Source organism: Halopseudomonas sp. MFKK-1 (assembly GCF_027474385.1).
Classification (GTDB): Bacteria; Pseudomonadota; Gammaproteobacteria; order Pseudomonadales; family Pseudomonadaceae; genus Halopseudomonas; species Halopseudomonas aestusnigri.
The window spans coordinates 403,587-425,938 of the sequence record NZ_CP114836.1 but is presented as its reverse complement, the minus strand read 5'-3'; the positions used below and the strand labels follow the sequence as shown (position 1 = coordinate 425,938).

Here is a 22,352-nt window from a genome sequence, read left to right as displayed (position 1 = left end):
GGGCGGGCGCTGGGCCCGCCGTCAGATGGCGGCTGATTACTCGGCGGTGGCGCCGACGCAGCTCTTGGTCTGGGTGTTGTAGTTGCCGCAGCTGATCGGCGCGGTCCAGTCGGAGATCAGGTCCTTGCTGCCTTCCAGGTAGTCGGACCAGGCGTCGCCCGGGACCAGCTCTTCGGTGCGGGAAACGGTCAGGAACTGGCCGTCGTCCTGGATTTCACCGATCAGGACCGGCTTGGTGATGTGGTGGTTCGGCAGCATTTTGCTGGTGCCGCCAGTCAGGTTCGGAACTTCAACGCCAACCATGGCATCGATGACCTTGTCGGTATCGGTGGTGCCGGCTGCTTCAACCGCTTTGACCCACATGTTGAAGCCGATGTAGTGGGCTTCCATCGGGTCATTGGTGACGCGCTTGGTGTCGCCGATATAGTCGTGCCAGGCCTTGATGAAGGCTTCGTTTTCCGGGGTCTCTTCGCTCATGAAGTAGTTCCAGGCAGCCATGTGGCCGACCAGCGGAGCGGTGTCGATACCGGACAGCTCTTCTTCACCAACGGAGAAGGCTACAACCGGGATGTCTTCGGCGGACACGCCCTGGTTACCCAGTTCGCGGTAGAAGGGCACGTTGGCGTCGCCGTTGATGGTGGAGACCACGGCAGTCTTCTTGCCAGCGCTGCCGAAGCGTTTGATTTCAGCAACGATGTTCTGCCAGTCAGCATGGCCGAACGGGGTGTAGTTGATCATGATGTCTTCTTCAGCCACACCGTTGGCCTTCAGATAGGCTTCCAGAATGCGGTTGGTGGTGCGCGGGTAGACGTAGTCGGTACCGGCCAGAACCCAGCGCTCAACGCCGACTTCATCCTTGAGGTAGTCAACCGCCGGAATGGCTTGCTGGTTCGGCGCAGCGCCGGTGTAGAACACGTTGCGGGAAGACTCTTCGCCTTCGTACTGAACCGGGTAGAACAGGATGCCGTTCAGTTCTTCAACGACGGGCAGAACCGATTTACGCGAAACGGAAGTCCAGCAGCCGAAGATGGCGTCCACGCCGTGCTGTTCCAGCAGTTCACGGGTACGTTCGGCGAACAGCGGCCAGTTGGAGGCCGGGTCAACGACAACGGGTTCGAGCTGTTTACCGAGCAGGCCGCCTTTCTTGTTCTGCTCTTCGATCAGCATCAGCATGGTGTCTTTCAGGGTGGTTTCCGAGATAGCCATGGTGCCGGACAGCGAATGCAGCACGCCGACCTTGATGGTTTCCTCGGCCTGTGCGCTGAGTGCGCCAAGGGCCATGCTGCAGGCGACGCCGAGTGCGCCGACCTGTTTGACGATCTTCTTCAGAGTCATGTTCCTTTCCTTTCTCTGTTGTTGTCTGAAATTCTGGCTGTTGCGTGATGCTGCTGGTCTGGCCGTGGGACGCTTGACCATGCAGGCCGTCGTTGGCGAGGCAGCCTGTGAACAGGACAGAGCAGAGAACGTGCCAGCTTTGCCATTGGCTGACATTGTTCAGGACAAAGGGCGCTGGAATGGGGGCTGTGGACAGCTCGGTCGAGAATGGGAACGGTTTGCGCGGTGGTGGTCTGCCGTGCCGTGCAGTGGTGCAGTGCACGAATTTGGTGCGAAAGGGTGGTGCGTGGTCAGGATTTTGTGCGGGAAGGGCTCAGGGAGTGCCGATAACCCGGGCCGCCTTGCGCGGCCCGGGTCTGTTGCTTCAGATCAGCTCGATGGCGACTGCGGTAGCTTCACCACCACCAATGCACAGCGAGGCGACACCACGCTTGCCGCCGGTCTGCTGCAGGGCGTTGATCAGAGTGACGATCAGGCGTGAACCGGTAGAGCCTACCGGGTGACCCTGGGCGCAGGCGCCGCCGTAGATGTTGACCTTGGCGTGGTCGAGGCCGTGCTCGCGCATCGCCAGCATGGTGACCATAGCAAAGGCTTCGTTGATTTCGAACAGATCAACATCCGCCGCAGTCCAGCCGGTCTTGTTGAACAGGTTGGTCATGGCGCCAATCGGAGCCAGGGTGAACTCGCTCGGATCCTGGCTCTGGGTAGCATGGCCGACGATACGGGCCAGCGGCTTCAGGCCGCGGCGCTCGGCTTCAGCGGCGGTCATCAGCACCAGCGCGCTGGCGCCGTCGGAGATGGAGCTGGCGTTGGCAGCGGTGACGGTGCCGTCTTTCTTGAACGCGGGCTTGAGCGTCGGAATCTTGTCCAGATTGGCGTTTAGCGGTTGCTCGTCGTCTTTGACCACGACCTCGCCCTTGCGGGTCTTGACGGTGACCGGGATGATTTCGTTGGCCAGCACGCCGCTTTCGATGGCGGCCTGGGCGCGCTTGAGCGACTCAATGGCGTAGGCGTCCATGTCCTCACGGGTCAGACCGTTCTGGTCGGCGGTGTCCTGGGCGAAGGAGCCCATCAGGCGGCCGGTACGGGCGTCTTCCAGACCGTCAAAGAACATGTGGTCCTTGATTTCGCCATGACCCATGCGCAGGCCGCTGCGGGCTTTTTCGATGATATAGGGCGCGTTGGACATGCTTTCCATGCCACCGGCAACCATGATGCTGGCGCTGCCGGCCTTGAGGGCGTCGTGCGCCTGCATCACGGCCTTCATGCCGGAGCCGCACAGTTTGTTGATGGTGGTGCAGCCGGTAGCCGCGGGCAGGCCGGCGTTCAGACTGGCCTGGCGGGCCGGGCCCTGCTTGAGGCCGGCGGGCAGAACGCAGCCCATGATCACTTCTTCGACCGCTTCGGCAGGAATGCCGGCACGGCTGACGGCTTCGCGAATGCTGATGGCGCCCAGGTCGACTGCGCTGATGCTGGACAGGCTACCCTGAAAACCACCCATGGGGGTGCGAACGCCACTGACGATTACGATGCTTTGGTCCGACATTACCGGCTCCTGAATAAATGGATGAGACAACGACAAGAAGGTGAACTGAAACTATGAATCCAGGTTCAGTCACAAAACGACTTTGTTTACAATTATACGCATGATGGGTTTAAAGAAAATCCGTATGATGATTTTCGCTTTCTACGGCTTGGCCAATGCAGCTACTCTCGCAAGGCCACGCTGACGTTTTTCAACTTATGCCATGCCCTGACAATCCTAAAAATAGTAGGTCATTCAATGCTCAATACTCGTATCCTCAAGCCGGCCGACGAGGCACGCTCCACTCCGCTGCTGATCAAAAACCTGCTGCTGACCGGGCAGCGTTATGAGCGCACGCAGGAAATCATCTATCGCGATCTGGTTCGCTACGACTACCGCACCTTCAACGAGCGCATCTGTCGTCTGGCCAACGCCCTGACCAAGGCCGGCGTCAAGGCCGGGGATACCGTTGCGATGATGGACTGGGATAGCCATCGCTATCTGGAGTGCATGTTCGCAGTGCCGATGTTGGGGGCTGTCATGCATACCATCAACGTCCGTTTGTCACCGGATCAGATTCTCTACACCATGAACCACGCTGAAGACGTGGTGGTGCTGATCAACAGTGAGTTCGTGCCGATCTACAAGGCCATTGAAAATGACCTGACCACGGTCACCACGACCATTCTGCTGACCGACGAAGACGATAAAACCGCCGACCTCCCAGGTTTTGCAGGAGAGTATGAGCAACTGCTGGCCGCGGCTGAGCCAACCTACGAGTTCGCCGATTTCGATGAGAACTCGGTTGCTACGACCTTCTATACAACGGGCACCACCGGTAACCCCAAGGGTGTGTACTTCACCCATCGTCAGCTGGTTCTGCACACGTTGGGGCAGGCGGCTTCACTGTCTGCGCTCGACAGCATTCGCCAGCTCGGCAACCGTGATGTGTACATGCCGATCACGCCGATGTTCCACGTTCATGCCTGGGGCATCCCGTATACCGCCACCATGCTGGGGATCAAGCAGGTCTATCCGGGCCGTTACGAGCCCGAACGTCTGGTGCAGATGATCAAGGATCACAAGGTGACGTTCTCGCACTGTGTTCCGACCATTCTGCAGATGGTTCTGAACGCCGAAGGTGCGAAGGACTTCGACTTTGGCGGCATGCGCGTGATCATCGGTGGCAGCGCACTGAATCGTTCGCTGTATCTGGCGGCCAAGGCCAAGGGCATGCAGCTGGGCGCCGCATACGGTATGTCGGAAACCTGCCCGATGATCTCTGCCGGCTACCTTAACCTGGAGCTTGAGCAGGCATCGGAAGACGAGCAGATCGCTCATCGCATCAAGGCTGGTGTGCCCGGTCCGCTGGTCGAGGCGCAGATCATGGCACCGGATGGCACTCTGCTGCCGCAGGACGGTGAGACCCAGGGCGAGCTGGTGCTGCGCGCACCCTGGCTGACCCAGGGCTATTTCCGCGAGCCGGAGAAGAGTCAGGAACTGTGGGCCGGCGGCTGGATGCACACCGGTGACGTGGCAACCATCAGCCCGATGGGCTTTATCGAGATTCGCGACCGCATCAAGGATGTGATCAAGACCGGCGGTGAGTGGCTGTCGTCCCTCGAGCTTGAGGACCTGATCAGCCGCAGTCCGCTGGTTGCTGAAGTAGCGGTGGTGGGCGTGCCTGACCCGCGCTGGGACGAGCGTCCGTTCGCATTGATTGTCCCCGCCGCCGGTCAGACAGTCACCGCAGACGCGATGGCCGAGCACCTGATGCCCTTTGTTGAAGAGGGGCATATCAACAAGTGGGCGATTCCGCGTCAGATTGCGGTAGTGACGGAAATCCCCAAGACCAGCGTCGGCAAGCTCGACAAGAAGCGCATTCGCACTGAAATCGCCGGCTGGCTGGACGCCGGTGCGGAGTGCATTTCCTCGCTCGCCTGATTCGTCTGCCGGTGAATGACCGCATCGTTTTTACGATGCGGTTTTTTTTGCCTGTTCGCTACCCATGGCAGGGTGAATCATAACGGGTGTTTTGTCTCGCTATTGTAGCGGTGTGACCGTTCGGTCTGTTTCTGTATGGCCCGTTCTAGGTGGGTTTTATGGGTTTTGTGCGGGGTTTTTATATTTGCCCGATGGGACGAACGGGCTTGCTTAGCCCGTAGTCAATCAGTAGAGTCTCTGGCCTCTCAAGTCGTATAAGAATCCTAATAAAACCCGTTGCTGCGTTGCCCCTGTGTCTATCATTTCGGGTAATGCGGGCGATGTTGCGCGTCTGAAAGTCTGACGGCAGGCACCGTGTGTGCTCCTTGAGGGATAAACACCGGTCATGGTTGTGGCAATGCGCATGCTGATGGCCGGTTACCCCAAACAACTCCAAGCAAAACAGGGCGAACCCATGAAACCCATCACTATTCCTTCTTTGACTCTGGTCACTGCGCTTGCTGCGCCGACGGCGTTTGCTGCGGTCAGCGCGCAGGACGCCGCCAAGCTGGGCAGCAGCCTGACCCCGGTTGGCGCAGAGGTTGCCGGCAACGCAGCCGGCACCATTCCCGAGTGGACCGGCGGCCTGGCAGCCGATGCCGCGCCGGTCGATGCCAACGGCTTCCTGGCCAATCCCTACGCCGGTGAGCAGCCGCTGTTTGTCATCACCGCAGCCAACTATGAACAGTATGCCGAGAACCTGGCGCCGGGCCAGATTGCCATGTTCAAGCGCTACCCCGACACCTTCAAGATGCGCGTATTTGCCAGCCATCGCTCTGCTGCCTTCCCGCAGGCGGTATACGACGCTGCGGCTGCCAACGCGACCAGCACCAAGCTGGTTCAGGGCGGTAATGGTCTGACCGACTATCGCCTGGCCTATGCCTTCCCGATTCCGGCCGATGGGCTGGAAGTCGTCTGGAACCACATTACCCGCTACCGCGGCAACGCGTTTCAGCGCACCGTAGTGCAGGCTACCCCGCAGACCAATGGCAACTTCAACGTGGTGCGTTTTGTCGAGGAGTACGCCGTACCGGCCGGTCTGGAGGATTACGACGCCAGCGCGCCGACCGACATGCTCTATTACTTCAAGCAGCAGGTAACCGATCCGGCGCGTCTGGCGGGTAACGTTCTGCTGGTTCACGAGACCATCAACCAGGTAGCGACGCCGCGTATGGCGTGGTTGTACAACGCAGGCCAGCGTCGCGTGCGCCGCGCTCCCCAGGTGTCCTACGATGGTCCGGGTACTGCGGCCGACGGCATGCGTACCTCCGACAACCTGGACATGTACAACGGCGCCCCCGATCGCTACGACTGGGAGCTGGTTGGCAAGCGCGAAATGTTCATCTCCTACAACAACTTCGAGCTGGGCTCGCCGCAACTCAAATATGACCAGATCTTCCAGGCCGGCCATATCAACCAGGACCTGACGCGTTATGAGCTGCACCGCGTCTGGGAAGTGGTTGCCAACGTCAAGCCGAGTGAGCGTCATATCTATGCCAAGCGTCATCTGTTCCTTGATGAGGACTCCTGGCAGGCTGCCCACATCGATCATTACGATGGTCGCGGCGAGCTGTGGCGTGTAGCCGAGGCGCACTCGGTTCAGCGTTATGCCGACAAGGTGCTGGGCTACACCATGGAAACCCTGTACGACCTGGTCGCCGGCCGTTACTTGGTGATGGGCGCAAACAACGAAGAGCGTGCCAACTACAACTACGGTTACAAGACCTCCAGTGTCGAGTTCACTCCGACTGCCCTGCGTCAGTCCGGCGTGCGCTAAGCGTTCGTTGCAGTAAACACAACGCCCGGCTCTGTCGGGCGTTGTGCATTCTACTGGCGGCATTGGCCATCGGCGGCTGGCCGCCGGGCGTCAGGCTCCCTATACTCCGGAACAGGATAGTCTCCGTCGTGCCAGTTGCGCGGCGTATGCCCATTGCCATTTTCCGGACGCAAGATGACCCCAGTACCTGCCCTGATTCGTGAAACCTTTCCCGTTGGCCCGCTGCAGTGCAACTGCACCCTGATTGGTGATCCGATCAGCAAGAAGGCGATTGTGGTTGATCCGGGCGGAGACCATGAATTTATCGTCAAGCGTCTGAACGAGCTGGGGCTCAAGCTGGTCAGCATCATTCACACCCATGCCCACCTCGACCACTTTCTCGCCTCCGGTGAGCTGAAAAAGCTGACCGGCGCGACCCTGCATCTGCACAAGGAAGACCAGTTTCTCTGGGATAGTCTGGAAATGCAGTGCAAGATGTTCGGCATTCCCTACAAACCGGCGCCGGCGCCGGACCAGTGGCTGCAGGATGACGAGGAGCTGGCCTGTGGCTGCGGTGTTGCCCTGCATACGCCCGGGCATACCCCGGGCTCGATGAGTTTCTGGTTCCCGGAGGGCAAGTTGCTTATTGCCGGTGATACGCTGTTTCGCCGCGGCATCGGTCGTACCGATCTGTGGGGCGGAGACTATCGTCAGATTGAACGATCGATTCGCGAAAGACTCTATACGCTTGATGAAGATGCGGTTGTGGTGACCGGGCACGGGCCCGACACCCGCATTGGTGACGAGATTCGCGAGAATCCGTTTATTCGCGGCTGATGTCCGCGCGTTTTCCGTTCCAGTCTGTGCGGGCTGGACACAGAACCAACCAGAACAAGGGAATTACCATGAAAAGCCAAGGTTTGATTATTGCGGGTGCCTGCGCACTGATGATTGCCGGGTGCACCAACAACCCCTACACCGGTGAGCAGCAGGCAGGTAAGTCGGCTGTTTACGGCGGGATTGGCGCGCTGACCGGTGCAGCCATCGGCGCGGCGACCTCCAGCAGCGATGATCGTGCCAAGGGCGCTCTGATCGGCGCGGCCGTGGGTGGCGCTGCTGGCGGTGGCTATGGCTACTACGTCGACAAGCAGGAACAGCGCCTGCGTCAGGAGCTGACCGGCACCGGCGTGCAGGTCATCCGTAACGGCGACACCCTGCAGCTGGTCATGCCGGGCAACATTACCTTCGCCTCCGGCTCCTCCGACATCTCCAGCAGCTTCTATCCGACGCTGAATTCGCTGGTCAAGGTGTTCCAGGAGTTCGACAAGAACGGCATCAACATCGTTGGCCACACCGACAGCACCGGCTCCATGGAGCTGAACATGCGTCTGTCGCGTGAGCGTGCCGCCAGTGTTGCATCCTATATCGCCGGCCAGGGCGTCAGCGGTGCGCGTATCAGCAGCGCCGGTGTTGGTCCGAGCCAGCCGATCGCCAGCAACGATACCGAGGCCGGTCGCGCGCAGAACCGTCGCGTCGAGATCACCCTGCGTCAGCTCTGATCACGGCATGCAAGCCAAAAGGCCAACCGGGAAACCGGTTGGCCTTTTTTGGATTCGTCGCGGGTTAATGGGGGAATTACTTCCTTATTGAGCTGGGGCTGATTCAGCCTTTCGCCTTTACGGCGAGCCAAAGGGGGCCGCTTGCCCGGCCCCCCTTGGCGATCCCCCCGGGCACCCGGCTACGCGGCCCTTCGGGTTCGCTGCGTTGCTCGGGCCGACGGGGAGTCGCAGAACTCGGGGCTGCGCCCCTCAAACATGCTGCGACTCTTTTTCCCGCCAGCCCTGCGCTACTCGCCCGCGTAAACGGGACGAACCCCGGTGCGCACTCCACCATCAGAGCATTCGGTTTATCGCGCTGGAAAAGCGGATCCCATCACACCCGGACGCGCGCGATGAACCATCTTATTGCCGTGAGAACTCAATGGGTCGAGCGATCCATCGGCGTCGGGTACTGCTGGTGCAGGCGCGCCAGGTGGGCGTCCTTGTCGGTCCACAGCTGGTTGACCCAGGCTTGAAACTCGGCACGGAAGGCTTCGTCTTCCTGGTAGTTGCGGCCGAGAAATGCTGCCGGAATCGGCTTGAGTTCAAGGTGCATGACCACGTGCCTGACCTTGCCGCACAGCAGGTCCCAGAAGCTCGGGTTGCCGTCGGGGTAGTGGATGGTGATATCCAGCAGCGAGCGCAATTGCTCACCCATGGCATCCAGTACAAAGGCGACACCGCCGGACTTGGGTTTGAGCAGGTAGGTGAAAGGGGACTGTTGTTGCTGGTGCTTGGCCGGTGTCAGGCGGGTGCCTTCGAGGAAGTTGAACACCGCAACCGGGGTGGTCTTGAATTTTTCGCAGGCCTTGCGGGTCGTTGCCAGGTCCTGGCCGGCCTTTTCCGGGTGCTTGGCCAGGTAGGCCTTGGTGTAGCGTTTCATGAACGGGAAATCGAGCGCCCACCAGCACAGGCCGATGATGGGGACCCAGATCAATTCCTGTTTGAGGAAGAACTTGAGCATGGGCATGTGGCGGTTGAGTACATGCTGCAGAGCCAGAATATCCACCCAGCTCTGGTGGTTGCTGGTGACCAGATACCAGCCGTTGTAGTCGAGCCGCTCCAGCCCTTCGATATCCCAGCGGGTGCGCCCGCTGAGCGCCATCCAGCCGCTGTTGCAGCTGATCCAGAACTCGGCGATGCGGATCATTACCCGGGTACACCAGGTGCGCAGGGGCGGTATGGGCACCAGTTTGATCAGCGCGAATACGAAGAGAATCGGTGCATGAAACAGGGTGTTCAGCACCAGCAGCAGGGCAGCAATAATGCCACGCACGGGGGCAGGCAGAAACGACAGCATGGGTTGGCTCGTCCAGGGGCCGCTGGCGGGCGGCCGTGTTATGGGTTACTCGTTGGTGTAGGCCTGGATCGCGGTTAATGCAATGGTGTAGACGATATCGTCGACCAGCGCGCCGCGTGACAGGTCGTTCACCGGCTTGCGCAGGCCCTGCAGCATGGGGCCGACGCTTACCACGTTGGCGCTGCGCTGCACTGCCTTGTAGGTGGTGTTGCCGGTGTTCAGGTCAGGGAACACGAATACCGTTGCCTGTCCGGCCACCGGGCTGTCCGGCGCCTTCTGGCGGCCGACGCTGGCGATGGCGGCGGCATCATACTGGAGTGGGCCGTCCAGCAACAGTCCGGGCTCCCGCTCGCGGGCCAGGCGGGTCGCCTCGCGGACCTTTTCTACCTCGCTGCCACTGCCGGAGCTGCCGGTCGAGTAGCTGATCATGGCGACCCGTGCGGGGATGCCAAAGGCTTCTGCCGACCGGGCACTCTGAATGGCGATTTCGGCCAGTTCCTCGGCATTGGGCTCGGGGTTGACCGCGCAGTCGCCGTAGACCAGCACCTGCTCGGGCAGCAGCATGAAAAAGATCGACGACACCAGGTTGTAACCGGGGGCGGTCTTGATCAACTGAAAGGCCGGGCGAATGGTGTTGGCGGTGGTGTGGATGGCGCCGGACACCAGTCCGTCGACCTCGTCCAGTGCCAGCATCATGGTGCCCAGCACCACGTTGTCTTCCAGCTGTTGCAGCGCCATTGGCTCGTTCAGGCCCTTGCCTTCGCGCAGCTTGACCATGGGCGCCACGTAGCGCTCGCGCACCTGGTCGGGGTCGACGATCTGCAGGCCCTCCGGCAGGCTGATGTGCTGGGCGCGGGCAACGGCTTCAACCGACTCGCGCTTGGCCAGCAGAATGCAGTTGGCGATGCCGCGGCGCTGGCAGATGGCAGCGGCCTGTACGGTACGCGGCTCGTCGCCCTCGGGCAGCACGATGGTCTTGGCTGCATGCTGGGCCTGGCGCACCAGCTCATAGCGGAACGCCGGTGGTGACATGCGCTTTTCACGTGGCGTATCGCAGCGCTTGGCCAGCCAGACGTGGTCGATATGGCTGGCAACAAAATCGGTCACCTTATTGGCGCGCTCGCGATCATCAATCGGAATCTCGCGGTTCATGCGGTCGAGCTGGGTCGCGGTGGCAAAGGTGTCGGTCGGCACGCCGAGAATCGGCAGGCCCTGATCCAGCGCCGGCTGGCACAGTTGGATGACGCGCGGGTTGGGTTCAAAGCCGCCGGTCAGCAGCAGGCCGGCCAGCGGTGTGCCGGACAGTGCCGCCAGCGAGCTGGCAATGATGATGTCGTCGCGATCACCGGGGGTGACGATCAATGCACCCGGGCGCAGCAGATGAATGATGTTGGGAACGGTGCGCGAGCACAGTGCCATTTCCATCACCCGCCGTTGCTGCATCTCGCCGGCGTGGAAGGTGGTCGCCTTGAGCAGCTCGGCAATATCGGCGGTGCGCGGCGCGTTCAGCTCGTCCTGCCAGGGCACGCAACCGATCAGGCGGAAGTCGTCGGTATCCAGTCGGCTGGAGGCGTCGCGCAGACTCTGGGCGAAGTCCTTGAGTGTGCTTTTGAGTGTCGGCCGGTCGGGAATGTCGGTCGCGGTATCGGTCGCCAGTGCCCGTACCTTGTTGATGATGACGCCAAGCACCTTGGGGTGTTTGGGGCCGCCGAAGGTTTGGGCATTGATCTCGATTCGGTCTGCCAGGGTGGTGAAGTCGTCGCCGTCAGGGGCGGTCACCAGAATCACGTCGGCGTCCAGGCTCTTGGCCAGTTGCTGATTGATCTGCGCGGCGTAGTTGCTCTGGCGGGTAGGGACCATTCCTTCAACCACCACCACATCGGCACCGTCGGCTGCCTGCTGGTAGCGGCTGACAATCTCCTCCAGTACCTCGTCCAGCTCGCCCATGGCCAACTGGTGTTCAACCTGCGCCAGCGGCATGGCCGGCGGCGGCGACAACCCCAGGGTGCGGCTGATCAGTTCGCTGGAGCGCTCCGGGCCGTCGTCCCCGGGGTGCGGCTGGGCGATGGGCTTGAGAAAGTGCACCTTGAGGCCGGTCCGTTCCAGCGCCCGGATCAGGCCGAGGCTGGTGGAGGTCAGGCCGACACCGAAGCCGGTCGGCGCGACGAAAAACGTGTGCAGGCTCATGCCGTTTGGCTCCTTGGCTGGGTATCGAGCAGATCCAGGCTTTCCTCGGCTATCTGGCGCTCCTCATCGGTGGGAATTACCAGAATGGCCGGTGACCCTTTTGCCTCGATGCGACCTGCCTGGCCGCGCGGCAGTGCGCTGTTGTTGTCCGGGTCGATGCGCAGGCCCAGCACTGCCAGGTGCTTGAGGGTCAGTGCGCGGGTCAGCGCTGAGTTCTCGCCGATGCCGCCGGTAAAGATCAGGCCGTCGATACGCGGCAGGGCAACCGACAGACCGGCCAGCGAGCGAGCCAGGCGGTAGCAGAATACTTCGATCGCCAGCTGCGCGCCGCTATGGCCGTCGGCGCGGGCCTGCTCCAGCTCACGCATGTCGTTGGACAGCCCGGACAGGCCGAGCAGTCCGCTCTCGCGGTTGAGCAACTGCTCGATACGGTTCAGGTCCCAGCCCAGGGTGCGGGCCAGATGGGCGTGCAGGTTGGGGTCAACGTCGCCGCTGCGGGTGCCCATGACCAGGCCCTCAAGGGGCGTCAGCCCCATGCTGGTGTCCATGCTGCGTCCGTCCAGCACGGCGCAGCTGGAGCAGCCATTGCCGAGATGGGCGGTCAGCCAGGCACCGTTGCCCTTGCCGAGACCGGTCAGCAGACCGGCCTGATCGCTGACGTATTTGTGGCTGGTGCCGTGAAAGCCGTAACGGCGTACGCCGTGCACGGCGTACAGCTCGTCGGGCAGCGCGTAGCGGAAGGCGTGCGGCGGCATGGTTTGGTGAAATGCCGTATCGAACACCGCAACCTGTGGCGTCTGCGGCAGCAGCTGCATGGCGGCGCGGATACCGGTCAGGTTGGCCGGATTATGCAATGGTGCCAGCGGGACGTTGGCTTCGATGCCGGCGATGATGTCGTCGTTGAGCAGTTGCGCGCTGGTAAAGCGCTCTCCGCCATGGACCACCCGGTGGCCGACCGCACTCAGCGGTTGATCAAGATGGCGCTCAACCATTGGTAACAGGGCGTTCAGTGCATCCAGATGGGTCGCGTTGGCGAGCTCGCCGCGCTCACCGTCAGAGGTGGTGTAGCAGGCCTGCGAGGTGTTCAGTCGCTCGGCGATGGCGTCGAACAGGGCGCCCGGTGTGTCTTCGCGGCGCAGCGCCATCTTGATGGAGGAGCTGCCTCCGTTGATGACCAGGACCAGTCTGTTTGTCATGGGATTGTGCGAGTTCCTTTCAGCCGGATGTCATCTATGGACCGCCGGATATCGATTGCGTTCGGCTATCTTCCGGTGACCCACTGGTCGGGTCAAGCCGTGCGTTTCGGTGCCATAACGCGTACACTCGGGACTCTTATACCCTCAATCACAGGAAAGAGATTATGCAGATTGCCGCCAACAAGGCCGTGTCCATCGACTACACCCTGACCAATGACGATGGCGAAGTGCTGGATTCGTCCGTCGGTGGTGCGCCGCTGGTTTACCTGCACGGTGCCGGCAATATCATTCCGGGCCTGGAAAAGGCGCTGGAAGGCAAGGTGGCCGGTGACGACGTCAAAGTAACCGTCGAGCCGGAAGAGGCCTATGGCGAGTTCAACGCCGAGCTGATCGCCGTGCTGGGTCGCAACATGTTTGAAGGTGTCGACGAGCTGGAAGTCGGCATGCAGTTCCACGCCTCCGGTCCGGACGGCAGCATGCAGATCGTTACCATCAAGGCGCTGGAAGGTGATGAAGTCACCGTCGACGGCAACCACCCGCTGGCTGGCGAGCGTCTGACCTTTGAAGTGAAGGTTGTCGCGGTGCGTGACGCCAACGAAGAAGAAATCGCCCACGGTCATATCCACGGCGAAGGCGGTCATCACCACTAAGTGGTAATGGCAGCATGAGAACCGGGCCCTGGCCCGGTTTTTTTATGTCTGCAGGAGCGCGCTGCTGTTTTCTGCTGATTGAGTATTATCAATGGTATTTATATTGATTATTTCGCTCTATCAGGTGAAGTTGACCGGTCGTATAGTGCTCGGCATGAACACGATCCAAGATAAACGCGCGCGCATTCTCGCCTCGGGTACCAGCGTCATGCTGCGCAAGGGCTATAACGGCACTGGCGTGCAGGAGATTACCCAGGGCGCCGGTGTGCCCAAGGGGTCTTTCTATCATTACTTCGAGAGCAAGGAAGACTTCGCCATTCAGGCGCTGCACTACTACTACACGCCGCGCATCGAGCGTTTTGCCGATGCCCTGAGTGTGCCCGAGCTGTCGCCGCGCGAACGCGTTCTGCGTTGCTATCGTGATCTGGTTGGGTATTTCGCCAACCAGGAGCAGCCCAGTCATCAGTGTTTCATTGGCAGCCTGTGTCATGAAATGGCGGAGGAAAGCCAGCCTATAGGCTATGCCGCCAGTGCCATCCTGCAGCGTTCCAATCAGGTGCTGGCTGACTGTCTGGCCCAGGCGCAGTCTGCAGGCGAGATTGCGGCTGATCAGAATCCGGCGGAACTGGCCGGGTTTATCAGCGCCGCCTGGGAGGGTGCCCTGTTGCGCATGAAGGCGGATCGTCAGATCGGTCCGTTGCGCGTGTTCATTCAGCAGCTGGAGCGTCTGCTTCAGCCCTGAAAGCTATTTCACCAAGACAAGACGACTGGTCAGCTCGCGTGCTGGCAGGCGCTCTGGTCTGTCCCCCGTTCAGGAGATTATGTATGTCCACAGCCGTAACCCCGCTGTTCAAGCCCTTCACTCTGGGCAATCTGGAGCTGTCCAACCGCATCGTGATGGCGCCGATGACCCGTAACTTCTCGCCCAAGGGCGTGCCGAATCAGGCGGTGGTCGACTACTACCGTCGCCGCGCCGAATCCGGTGTCGGTCTGATCATCACCGAAGGCACCGTGGTTGATCACGTCGCGGCCAACGGCTACCCGAATGTGCCCCACTTCTATGGTGACGAGGCGCTGGCCGGCTGGAAGCAGGTTGTTGATGCCGTGCACGCCGCCGGCGGCAAGATTGCGCCGCAGTTGTGGCACGTCGGCAACGTCCGTCGCCTCGGTACCGAGCCGGATGGGGATGTGCCGGGTTACGGTCCGATGGAAAAGCAGAAGGATGGCAAGGTGCTGGTCAAGGGTATGACCCAGCAGGACATCGACGACGTGGTTGCGGCGTTTGCCAAGGCAGCCAGGGACGCCAAGGATGTTGGCTTTGACGCCATCGAGCTGCACGGCGCACATGGTTACCTGATCGACCAGTTCTTCTGGGAAGGTACCAACCAGCGTGATGACCAGTACGGCGGCAGCATGGAGAACCGTGGTCGCTTCGCCGTCGAGATCATCAAGGCAGTGCGCGCCGCTGTCGGCCCTGACTATCCGATCATCTTCCGTTTCTCCCAGTGGAAACAGCAGGACTACACCGCGCGCCTGGCCCCGACCCCCGAGCTGCTGGAGCAGTTCCTGGCGCCGCTGTCTGACGCAGGCGTGGATATCTTCCACTGCTCGCAGCGCCGCTTCTGGGAGCCGGAGTTCGAAAGCTCCGAGCTGAACCTGGCTGGCTGGACCCGCAAGATCACCGGCAAGCCGTGCATTACCGTCGGCAGCGTTGGTCTGGACGGTGAGTTCCTGCAGTTCATGGTCAACACCGACAAGGTTGCCCAGACCGCCAATATCGACGGTCTGCTGGAACGTCTGGATGCGGACGAGTTTGATCTGGTTGCGGTTGGCCGCGCGCTGCTGGTTGATCCGCAGTGGGCCGACAAGGTGCGCGAAGGTCGCTTCGAAGACATCGCGCCCTTCAGCCGCGACGCGCTCAAGACTCTGGTCTGATTCGCAATGGCAGGCACCCGGGCTATTTGCTCGGGAGTGCCTGTGTCAGCGCAGGCTGCCGTTCGGCGGCCTGCACAAGATAGCGCTCGAAACGCGTTACCACCGCACTCCAGTCCAGCTGGCAGGCCTTATGACGGGCATGCAGGCGGATGCTGCGACGTCCTTCCTGATCCGCCGTCAGCCAGCGCAGATTGTCGATGAATACCCGGTCGTGTGCGGGCGGTGCCAGGCTGCCGCTGTAGCGGTCCTGAATGTGCTGATGGGCTGCGGCGGTATCAAAGGCGCAGACCGCCAGCCCCGACGCCATGGCCTCGGTGACAACATTGCCGAAGGTTTCGGTCAGGCTGGGAAAGACAAAAATATCGGCGCTGGCATAGATTCGGGCCAACTCGTCACCCGTTTTTGCACCGGTAAAGATCGCCTCCGGCAGCTGTTTCTGCAGATCGGCAAGGGAGGGACCATCGCCAACGACGACCAGCTTCAGGTGGCTGTCTCGGGTGCTCTTCCCGGCTTCTTTCCATGCGCTTACGAGCAGCTCGGGGTTCTTTTCCGGTGACAGGCGGCCGACATGCAGCAATACCAGATCATCCGGGCCAACCCCCCAGTTGGCGCGCAGAGTGGCGTCTCGGCGGGCCGGATGAAAGCGCTCGCAGTCGACGCCGCGACCCAGCAGTCCCAGGTGATTCAGGCCCAACCGGCTCAGCTCGCGCTGCTGGGTTGAGCTGGCAACCAGGGTGGTCTGGCTCTGGTTGTGAAACCAGCGCAGATAGCGCATGGCGGGCTCGTGCAGCAGGCCGAGGTGAAAGTGGTCACTGTATTGCTGGAAATTGGTATGAAAACCGCTGACTACCGCAATGCCGAGCCGTCGGGCGGTGCGCAGGGCAGACCAGCCCAGTGGGCCTTCGGTTGCAATGTAGACGGCGTCCGGTCGGGCCTGGCGCCAGAGTCGGGTGAGCAGGCGCCCGGCAGGCAGCCCCCATTGCAGGGACGGATAGCCGGGAATCGGCAAGCCGCGGACCCGGTGTTCCTCCAGACTGCCCTGTGCGGAGCTGCCCGGTTGCTCGCCGCGCTGTGCCGGACGGATCAGCTGCAACTGGTGCTGGCGTCCGAGCAGGCCGCTGCATAGCTGGCCAAGGGTGTTGGCCACGCCATTGATCTGGGGTGGGTAGGTTTCTGTGACCAGCGCGAAGCGCCGGGCAGGGGCGAGGAATGTTGTCATGCTCCGAGTATGGTGAGCGGGCATGATCGCCGTGTTACATCGGTGTGACCATTTTATGAATCGCGTTGCTGGCGCTCACGTACCCACAGCAGCGTGGAGCCAGCGACGGCTGCGGGCATTACCAGCAGGTTCACCAGCGGAATCAGCATGCCAAGGTAGACCGGCAGGCCGAAGCCGAGTGACAGGCTGCGGCGGGTCTGCATCCAGCGCAGCATGTCGGGGAAGCCGACCTTGTCGTTATCGGCCTGGTAGTCGACGTATTGCACGGCCATCATCCAGACCCCGAAGGCCAGCAACAGCGGCGATGCAATCAGGTTGACCACCGGTATCAGTGACAGCAGCAAAAGAGCGGCCATGCGTGGCAGGTAATAGGCCAGTTTGCGCAGTTCGCGACCGACGCTGTGCGGAATCACGGCGATGACGTCTTTCCAGCCTGTCTGCGGGCTTACCTCATTGCGCTCCTGCTCGGCAATTTTTTCGGCGAGAAAGCCATAAAAGGGGGACGCAATGATATTGGCCAGCACGCTGAAGCCGAAAAACAGCAGTAGCAGGACCACCAGTGCAAACATCGGCCACAGCAGCCATTCGACAAAGGCGGCCCAGTCCGGGAGCTGTGGCATGAGTCTGGCCATCAGCAGGTTGAACTGCTGGATTCCCCAGCCGATGAGCGCGGCAAACAGCAGCAGGTTGGCTATCAGCGGGATGATCACAAAGCGCCGCAGCCCGGGTTGCCTGATGACCTGCCAGCCTTCCTTGAGGTAATCGGGGCCACGTAGTACATCCGTTACTTGCTTCATTGGTGCGGGTCCTGATGGAAACGTGTCTTGCAGAAATGTGCAGTGCTTCGCCGGGTACTATAGGGGTAAACTATTTGGCTGATACAGTCTTTGCAATTTCCACTTGTTTCAGGTCGCTATAAGCTGCGGCCTGTATTGCTCTGGAGGGTTGGATGAGCGTTCTGGTCAATCGTTCCGCGCCGGATTTCGTTGCTCCGGCGGTATTGGCTGATGGCAGCATTGTCGAGCACTTTGATTTCTCGACGCTGCGCGGCAAGTACGTGGTGATGTTCTTCTGGCCGCTGGATTTCACCTTCGTCTGCCCCTCGGAAATCATTGCCCATAACAACCGTATGGACAAATTCCGTGCGCTGGGCGCAGAGGTTGTCGGTGTTTCCGTGGACTCTCAGTTCACCCATTACGCCTGGCGTAATACCCCGGTGGAGAAGGGCGGCATTGGCCCGGTCGAGTTCACCATGGTCGCCGACGTCAAGCACGAGATTACCCGTGCCTACGGGGTGGAGCATGAAGATGGCGTTGCCCTGCGGGCGTCGTTTCTGATCGACCGCGACGGCATCGTCCAGCATCAGGTGGTGAACAATCTGGCGCTGGGCCGTGAAGTGGATGAAATGATTCGCCTGATCGAGGCGCTGCAATTTACCGAAGAGCACGGTGAAGTGTGCCCGGCCGGCTGGCGCAAGGGCCAGAAAGGTATGCAGGAGAGCGCCGAAGGCGTTGCCCGCTATCTGGCCGAGCACGCTGCCGAGCTTTGATCAACTGACTGGTTTTGGGGCAGTCGCTGCTGTTCAGGGTTCCCCTTACCCTCGGCTGCCCGTTTTATTCTTGCCGCCAGCGTGCTGGCGAAACTGGAGGTTTACATGTCTGAAGTGCGTCACACTCGCCTGATCATCCTGGGCTCCGGCCCGGCGGGCTACAGCGCTGCCGTTTACGCTGCGCGCGCCAACCTCAATCCGGTGCTGATCACCGGCATGCAGATGGGCGGGCAACTGACCACCACGACAGAAGTGGATAACTGGCCGGGCGACGTTGCCGGTGTGCAGGGGCCGGAGCTGATGGAGCGCATGCGTCAGCATGCCGAACGCTTCGAGACCGAGATCGTGTTCGATCACATCAACAAGGTGGACCTGACCCAGCGTCCGTTCACCCTGTGGGGTGACAGCGGTGAGTACAAGTGTGATGCGCTGATCATCGCCACCGGCGCGTCGGCCCGTTACATCGGCCTGCCGTCGGAAGAGGCTTTCATGGGCAAGGGCGTTTCTGCCTGCGCTACCTGTGACGGCTTCTTTTACCGCAATCAGGATGTCGCCGTGATCGGTGGTGGTAACACCGCCGTGGAAGAGGCGCTGTATCTGGCCAATATCGCCAAAAAGGTCACCCTGGTACATCGCCGTGATACCTTCCGCGCCGAGAAGATTCTGATCGACAAGCTGATGGCCCGTGTTGCTGAAGGCAAGATCGAGCTCAAGCTCAACGCCACGCTGGACGAAGTGCTGGGTGACGACAGCGGTGTGACCGGCATGCGCATCGCGCTTAACGCCGGCGGCACCGAAGATATCGCCCTGGCTGGCGTGTTTGTCGCCATCGGCCATACCCCCAACACCGGTCTGTTCGAAGGTCAGTTGGAGATGAAAGACGGCTACCTGAAGATCAAGAGCGGTACCGAAGGCAACGCCACCCAGACCAACATCCCGGGCGTCTTCGCCGCCGGTGACGTGGCTGACCACATCTACCGCCAGGCCATCACCTCGGCCGGCGCCGGCTGTATGGCGGCGCTGGATGCAGAGCGCTTCCTCGACGCGATGTAACCGCTGGTTCACAATGAAAGCCCCGCGTCAGCGGGGTTTTTTATTGAGCGACAGGTACCCTGCAGGGAGGCGCATTTGACAGATTGGCTAGTGGTAATCGGACTGACCCTGATGGCCGGCATGGCAATGCCCGCCGGGGCCCTGCTGGCCGGGGTGGAGCGGGTGCGGCCCAAGTGGCTGGACCAGGAGCTGCGCCACGGCATCATCGCCTTTGGCGGTGGTGCATTGCTGTCTGCGGTCGCGCTGGTGCTGGTGCCCGAGGGTATTGCCAAGGTTGATGCACTGGCTTCGGCCAGCTGTTTTATCGTTGGTGGGCTGGCGTTCATGTGGCTGGATATCGCTCTGTACCGCAACAAGACGCCGGCCAGCCAGATGGCCGCAATGCTGTCCGACTTTGTGCCCGAGTCGATTGCCCTCGGCGCGGCCTTTGCTGCGGGTGGTCACAGTGGCCTGCTGCTGGCGTGTCTGATGGCGCTGCAGAATCTGCCCGAGGGCTTCAACGCCTGCCGAGAACTGCGGGCCAGCACCCATTACCCAATACGCCGCATTGCCAAGGGCTTTACCCTGATGGCGCTGCTGGGCCCGTTGTTCGGATTGCTTGGGTTTGGCTGGCTGGCGGCCTATCCTGAGGCGGTGGCGGCGGTCATGCTGTTTGCCGCCGGCGGCATCTGTTATTCAGTGTTCCAGGACATCGCCCCGCAGGCGAAGCTGGAACGCAAGTGGGCCCCGCCAATGGGCGCGGTGCTCGGGTTTGTATTGGGCATGGTCGGGCACCAGTTGACGATGGGGTGAGCGCGGCGCAGATCGCCGAGCGGTTGTCGGTCAGTTGGGCTCGGCTTCGAGTCTTATGAAAAGGACGAACTACATGAAATCACGTTATCTGATGGTGGCAGCATCGTTCTCGCTTGCCGCTACAGCTTCGGCTAGCAGCTTTATTGGTACTACTGATGCCATCGGCTCCTCGCTGGCCAACAGTGCCGAGTCGAGCAGCAATGTCACTACCGGTGGGAACGACAAGGTAGTGCTGCAGGCACGGGACGATGCGGCCAGCTTTGTCGCCAGCGATGGTGCGATCCGCGGCGTGCATCTGGAGGCTGCACTGGCGCATTTGCGCGCTCGGCAACCAGCGTCGCTGGCCACCGATATGCAGCTGGCCGAGGATATTCTGGCCCGTTGAGCAAGGTGTTGACCGGCTTGCCGTGTCGGTTTGCCTTGCTGCTGGCGCTGATCTGGAGTGTGCAGATCAGCGCCGCCTTGCGACTGGAGCCCGAGCTGGCAGGGCTGACTTCGCAGCAGCAACGCTTTACATACGACCTGCTCGAACAGGTCGACGAACGTCTGCCGCCGCGCCTGAAGGAGCAGCTTGATCAGATCGTCAGTGTGCGCTGGGCAGGCGACCTCAAGCCGCGCGTGGTGGGTCGCGCGACCTTTAATCATGAAATTCTGCTGAGCGCGCGCCTGCTGGTTGATCAGGACGAGTTGTTGGCACAGCGCACTCTGGTGCACGAGCTGGCGCACCTCTATGACCGGTTGGGACCGGCCGGTCTCGACTGGCGCTGCGCTGCGCGGCAGCACGCTCAGGGCCCGGTAGGCTTGCCGCCCCATTGCCGCGGGCAGACCGAACGGCGCTTTCGGTTGCGCGATGATCCGCGATTACTGGATCTGGCCGGCTGGCCCGAGTGGGTCGGTGGCCGTGGTCGGCGTGAGCGCGAAAATCGCCAGTTGCTGCGCTCACCTGATGCCTATGAGTTAGGCAGTCCTGCCGAATTCGTCGCGGTTAATGCCGAGTACTTCCTGCTGGACCCGAGTTATGGGTGTCGGCGGCCAGCTCTCTATCGGTTTTTTGTTGAACACTTTGACTGGGCGCCCTTCGATACTCGCTGCCCTGATGTCTATCCTTACCTGAACGCGGGGGCCGACAATCACCAGTCGCTGCTCGGATGGCTCGATCCCGAGCGGGTGTACGCGGTGCATTACCTGCTGGCAGAGCCGGATCAGACGCTGGCCAGCCGCTGGGGGCACAGTATGCTGCGTTTGGTGGTCTGCGCGCCCGGGCGCCCTCGTGGGCCGGACTGCCTGCTCGACCTTGAGCAGGATCTGGTGTTGTCGTTCCGGGCCTACGTTGACGATGTGCAGCTGTCGCATTGGGATGGGCTGGTGGGGCAGTACCCGTCGCGGCTGTTCATGCTGCCGTTGGCGCAGGTGGTTGATGAGTACACCAAGCTGGAGTTGCGCTCCCTGCGTTCGGTGCCGCTGCAACTGAGTCGTGGCGAGATTGAGGGCGTTGTGCAGCAGGCTGCCCAGCTGCATTGGGCATATGACGGCCGTTACTTTTTCGTCGGTAACAACTGCGCCGTCGAGACGCTCAAGCTGTTGCGTACCGGCAGTCGTAGCGAACGCCTGATTGATCTCGAAAGCCAGACACCGATCGGCCTGCTGCAGTTGCTCGAAGCGCGCGGGATGGCAAACGCCAGTGTGCTGACTGATGCGACCGAGGCCCTGCGCCTGGGCTATCGATTCGATTCCTATGCTGAACGCTATCGGTCGATATTCGCGCTGTTGCGCGAGCGGCTGGGGGTTCAGGTCACGGGGTTTGAGCAGTGGCTGGCGCTGCCTCCCGAGGCACGTGCGCGGTGGTTTGACCACGCCGATTTGCGTTCGACGGCGGCGTTATTACTGCTTGAGCAGGCAGCACTGCGACGGCAGCTTCTTGACGCGCAGCATGCCCTGAAGGTGCGTTATCTGCGCGGTGCCGATAGTGAGGAGAGTGTGCGTGCCGCTGGAGAGCTGGTTGCAGCACTGCTTCGCGAACGTGGATTTCTCAGCCGTCCTGCGGATTTGCTGGCTGAGGGTTATGGTCTGCCGCAGCCGGAAGAATGGCAGGCGTTGAGTCAGCTTGGCGATCAGCGCAAGAACGTATTGCAGGGGTTGGAAGGCCGGCTGGAATCGGTATTGCCCGCGCTGCTGTCGGCTGAGCAGCAGCAACGCCTGGCGGCCGGGCAGCGCAATCTTGAACGGTTGCATGCGCAGGTCCGACGACTGAAAAGCGTTGAGAAATAACCGGGA

The 22,352-nt window shown here is 61.3% G+C and carries 19 protein-coding genes; 12 read left to right on the top strand and 7 right to left on the bottom strand.

The annotated features are described in order from the left end of the window. Window positions 1-36 precede the first annotated feature (36 nt). Window positions 37-1,335, bottom strand: a complete 1,299-nt coding sequence (gene urtA, locus O5O48_RS01885) for an urea ABC transporter substrate-binding protein (RefSeq protein ID WP_228247731.1) — start codon at window positions 1,333-1,335, stop codon at window positions 37-39. Between the two features lie 364 nt (window positions 1,336-1,699). Then, entirely contained in the window at window positions 1,700-2,881 is a 1,182-nt protein-coding gene (locus tag O5O48_RS01880; RefSeq protein WP_228247732.1) for an acetyl-CoA C-acyltransferase, read from the bottom strand. Window positions 2,882-3,118: 237 nt separating this feature from the next. Between O5O48_RS01880 and O5O48_RS01875 the strand changes: the two genes are divergently transcribed. The 4 genes from O5O48_RS01875 to O5O48_RS01860 all read left to right on the top strand — a co-directional run bounded on the left by O5O48_RS01875 (window position 3,119) and on the right by O5O48_RS01860 (window position 8,158). After that, window positions 3,119-4,804: a fatty acid--CoA ligase gene (locus O5O48_RS01875; RefSeq protein WP_233049028.1), complete on the top strand. Its 1,686-nt coding sequence runs from the start codon at window positions 3,119-3,121 to the stop codon at window positions 4,802-4,804. 454 nt (window positions 4,805-5,258) lie between these two features. After that, entirely contained in the window at window positions 5,259-6,620 is a 1,362-nt protein-coding gene (locus O5O48_RS01870; RefSeq protein WP_269688002.1) for a DUF1329 domain-containing protein, read from the top strand. Between the two features lie 174 nt (window positions 6,621-6,794). Continuing rightward, window positions 6,795-7,436, top strand: a complete 642-nt coding sequence (locus O5O48_RS01865; RefSeq protein WP_228247511.1) for an MBL fold metallo-hydrolase — start codon at window positions 6,795-6,797, stop codon at window positions 7,434-7,436. Between the two features lie 68 nt (window positions 7,437-7,504). After that, complete coding sequence (locus O5O48_RS01860; RefSeq protein ID WP_088274683.1) at window positions 7,505-8,158, top strand: OmpA family protein; 654 nt, start codon at window positions 7,505-7,507, stop codon at window positions 8,156-8,158. Between the two features lie 418 nt (window positions 8,159-8,576). On the opposite strand, the gene O5O48_RS01855 is transcribed toward O5O48_RS01860, so the two are convergent. The 3 genes from O5O48_RS01855 to O5O48_RS01845 are packed head-to-tail and all read right to left on the bottom strand — an operon-like array spanning window position 8,577 to window position 12,880. After that, window positions 8,577-9,497 carry an acyltransferase gene (locus O5O48_RS01855; protein WP_233049031.1) on the bottom strand — a complete coding sequence of 307 codons (921 nt, stop codon included), beginning with the start codon at window positions 9,495-9,497 and terminating at the stop codon, window positions 8,577-8,579. 45 nt (window positions 9,498-9,542) lie between these two features. Next, entirely contained in the window at window positions 9,543-11,678 is a 2,136-nt protein-coding gene (gene pta, locus O5O48_RS01850; RefSeq protein ID WP_269688659.1) for a phosphate acetyltransferase, read from the bottom strand. Between the two features lie 2 nt (window positions 11,679-11,680). Then, on the bottom strand, window positions 11,681-12,880 hold the full coding sequence (locus O5O48_RS01845; RefSeq protein ID WP_233049032.1) for an acetate/propionate family kinase: 1,200 nt from the start codon (window positions 12,878-12,880) through the stop codon (window positions 11,681-11,683). Between the two features lie 164 nt (window positions 12,881-13,044). On the opposite strand from O5O48_RS01845, the gene O5O48_RS01840 reads away from it, so the two are divergent. The 3 genes from O5O48_RS01840 to O5O48_RS01830 all read left to right on the top strand — a co-directional run bounded on the left by O5O48_RS01840 (window position 13,045) and on the right by O5O48_RS01830 (window position 15,465). Further along, complete coding sequence (locus O5O48_RS01840; protein WP_233049033.1) at window positions 13,045-13,530, top strand: FKBP-type peptidyl-prolyl cis-trans isomerase; 486 nt, start codon at window positions 13,045-13,047, stop codon at window positions 13,528-13,530. A 154-nt stretch (window positions 13,531-13,684) separates the two neighbouring features. Next, window positions 13,685-14,272: a TetR/AcrR family transcriptional regulator gene (locus tag O5O48_RS01835; RefSeq protein WP_088274903.1), complete on the top strand. Its 588-nt coding sequence runs from the start codon at window positions 13,685-13,687 to the stop codon at window positions 14,270-14,272. Window positions 14,273-14,355: 83 nt separating this feature from the next. Beyond that, window positions 14,356-15,465 (top strand): NADH:flavin oxidoreductase, encoded by a 1,110-nt coding sequence (locus tag O5O48_RS01830; protein ID WP_228247508.1) that lies wholly within the window; start codon window positions 14,356-14,358, stop codon window positions 15,463-15,465. Between the two features lie 22 nt (window positions 15,466-15,487). Here the strand turns inward: O5O48_RS01830 and O5O48_RS01825 are convergent, their stop codons facing one another. Then, a complete protein-coding gene (locus O5O48_RS01825) occupies window positions 15,488-16,684 on the bottom strand; it encodes a glycosyltransferase family 4 protein (protein WP_233049034.1) in 1,197 nt (398 codons plus the stop codon). A gap of 53 nt (window positions 16,685-16,737) precedes the next feature. Continuing rightward, window positions 16,738-17,481: a sulfate transporter CysZ gene (cysZ, locus tag O5O48_RS01820; RefSeq protein ID WP_269688001.1), complete on the bottom strand. Its 744-nt coding sequence runs from the start codon at window positions 17,479-17,481 to the stop codon at window positions 16,738-16,740. A 152-nt stretch (window positions 17,482-17,633) separates the two neighbouring features. Here cysZ and O5O48_RS01815 point away from each other — a divergent pair, with 152 nt between their 5' ends. From O5O48_RS01815 to O5O48_RS01795, 5 genes are all read left to right on the top strand, one after another. Beyond that, on the top strand, window positions 17,634-18,233 hold the full coding sequence (locus O5O48_RS01815; RefSeq protein ID WP_088274697.1) for a peroxiredoxin: 600 nt from the start codon (window positions 17,634-17,636) through the stop codon (window positions 18,231-18,233). Window positions 18,234-18,338: 105 nt separating this feature from the next. Next, window positions 18,339-19,286, top strand: coding sequence for a thioredoxin-disulfide reductase (trxB, locus tag O5O48_RS01810; RefSeq protein WP_228247505.1), 948 nt, complete (start codon window positions 18,339-18,341; stop codon window positions 19,284-19,286). 75 nt (window positions 19,287-19,361) lie between these two features. Then, entirely contained in the window at window positions 19,362-20,078 is a 717-nt protein-coding gene (locus O5O48_RS01805; protein ID WP_228247504.1) for a ZIP family metal transporter, read from the top strand. A gap of 73 nt (window positions 20,079-20,151) precedes the next feature. Then, a complete protein-coding gene (locus O5O48_RS01800; RefSeq protein WP_233049035.1) occupies window positions 20,152-20,463 on the top strand; it encodes a DUF2388 domain-containing protein in 312 nt (103 codons plus the stop codon). Window positions 20,464-20,468: 5 nt separating this feature from the next. Further along, complete coding sequence (locus O5O48_RS01795; RefSeq protein WP_269688658.1) at window positions 20,469-22,346, top strand: DUF7844 domain-containing protein; 1,878 nt, start codon at window positions 20,469-20,471, stop codon at window positions 22,344-22,346. Window positions 22,347-22,352: the final 6 nt, after the last annotated feature.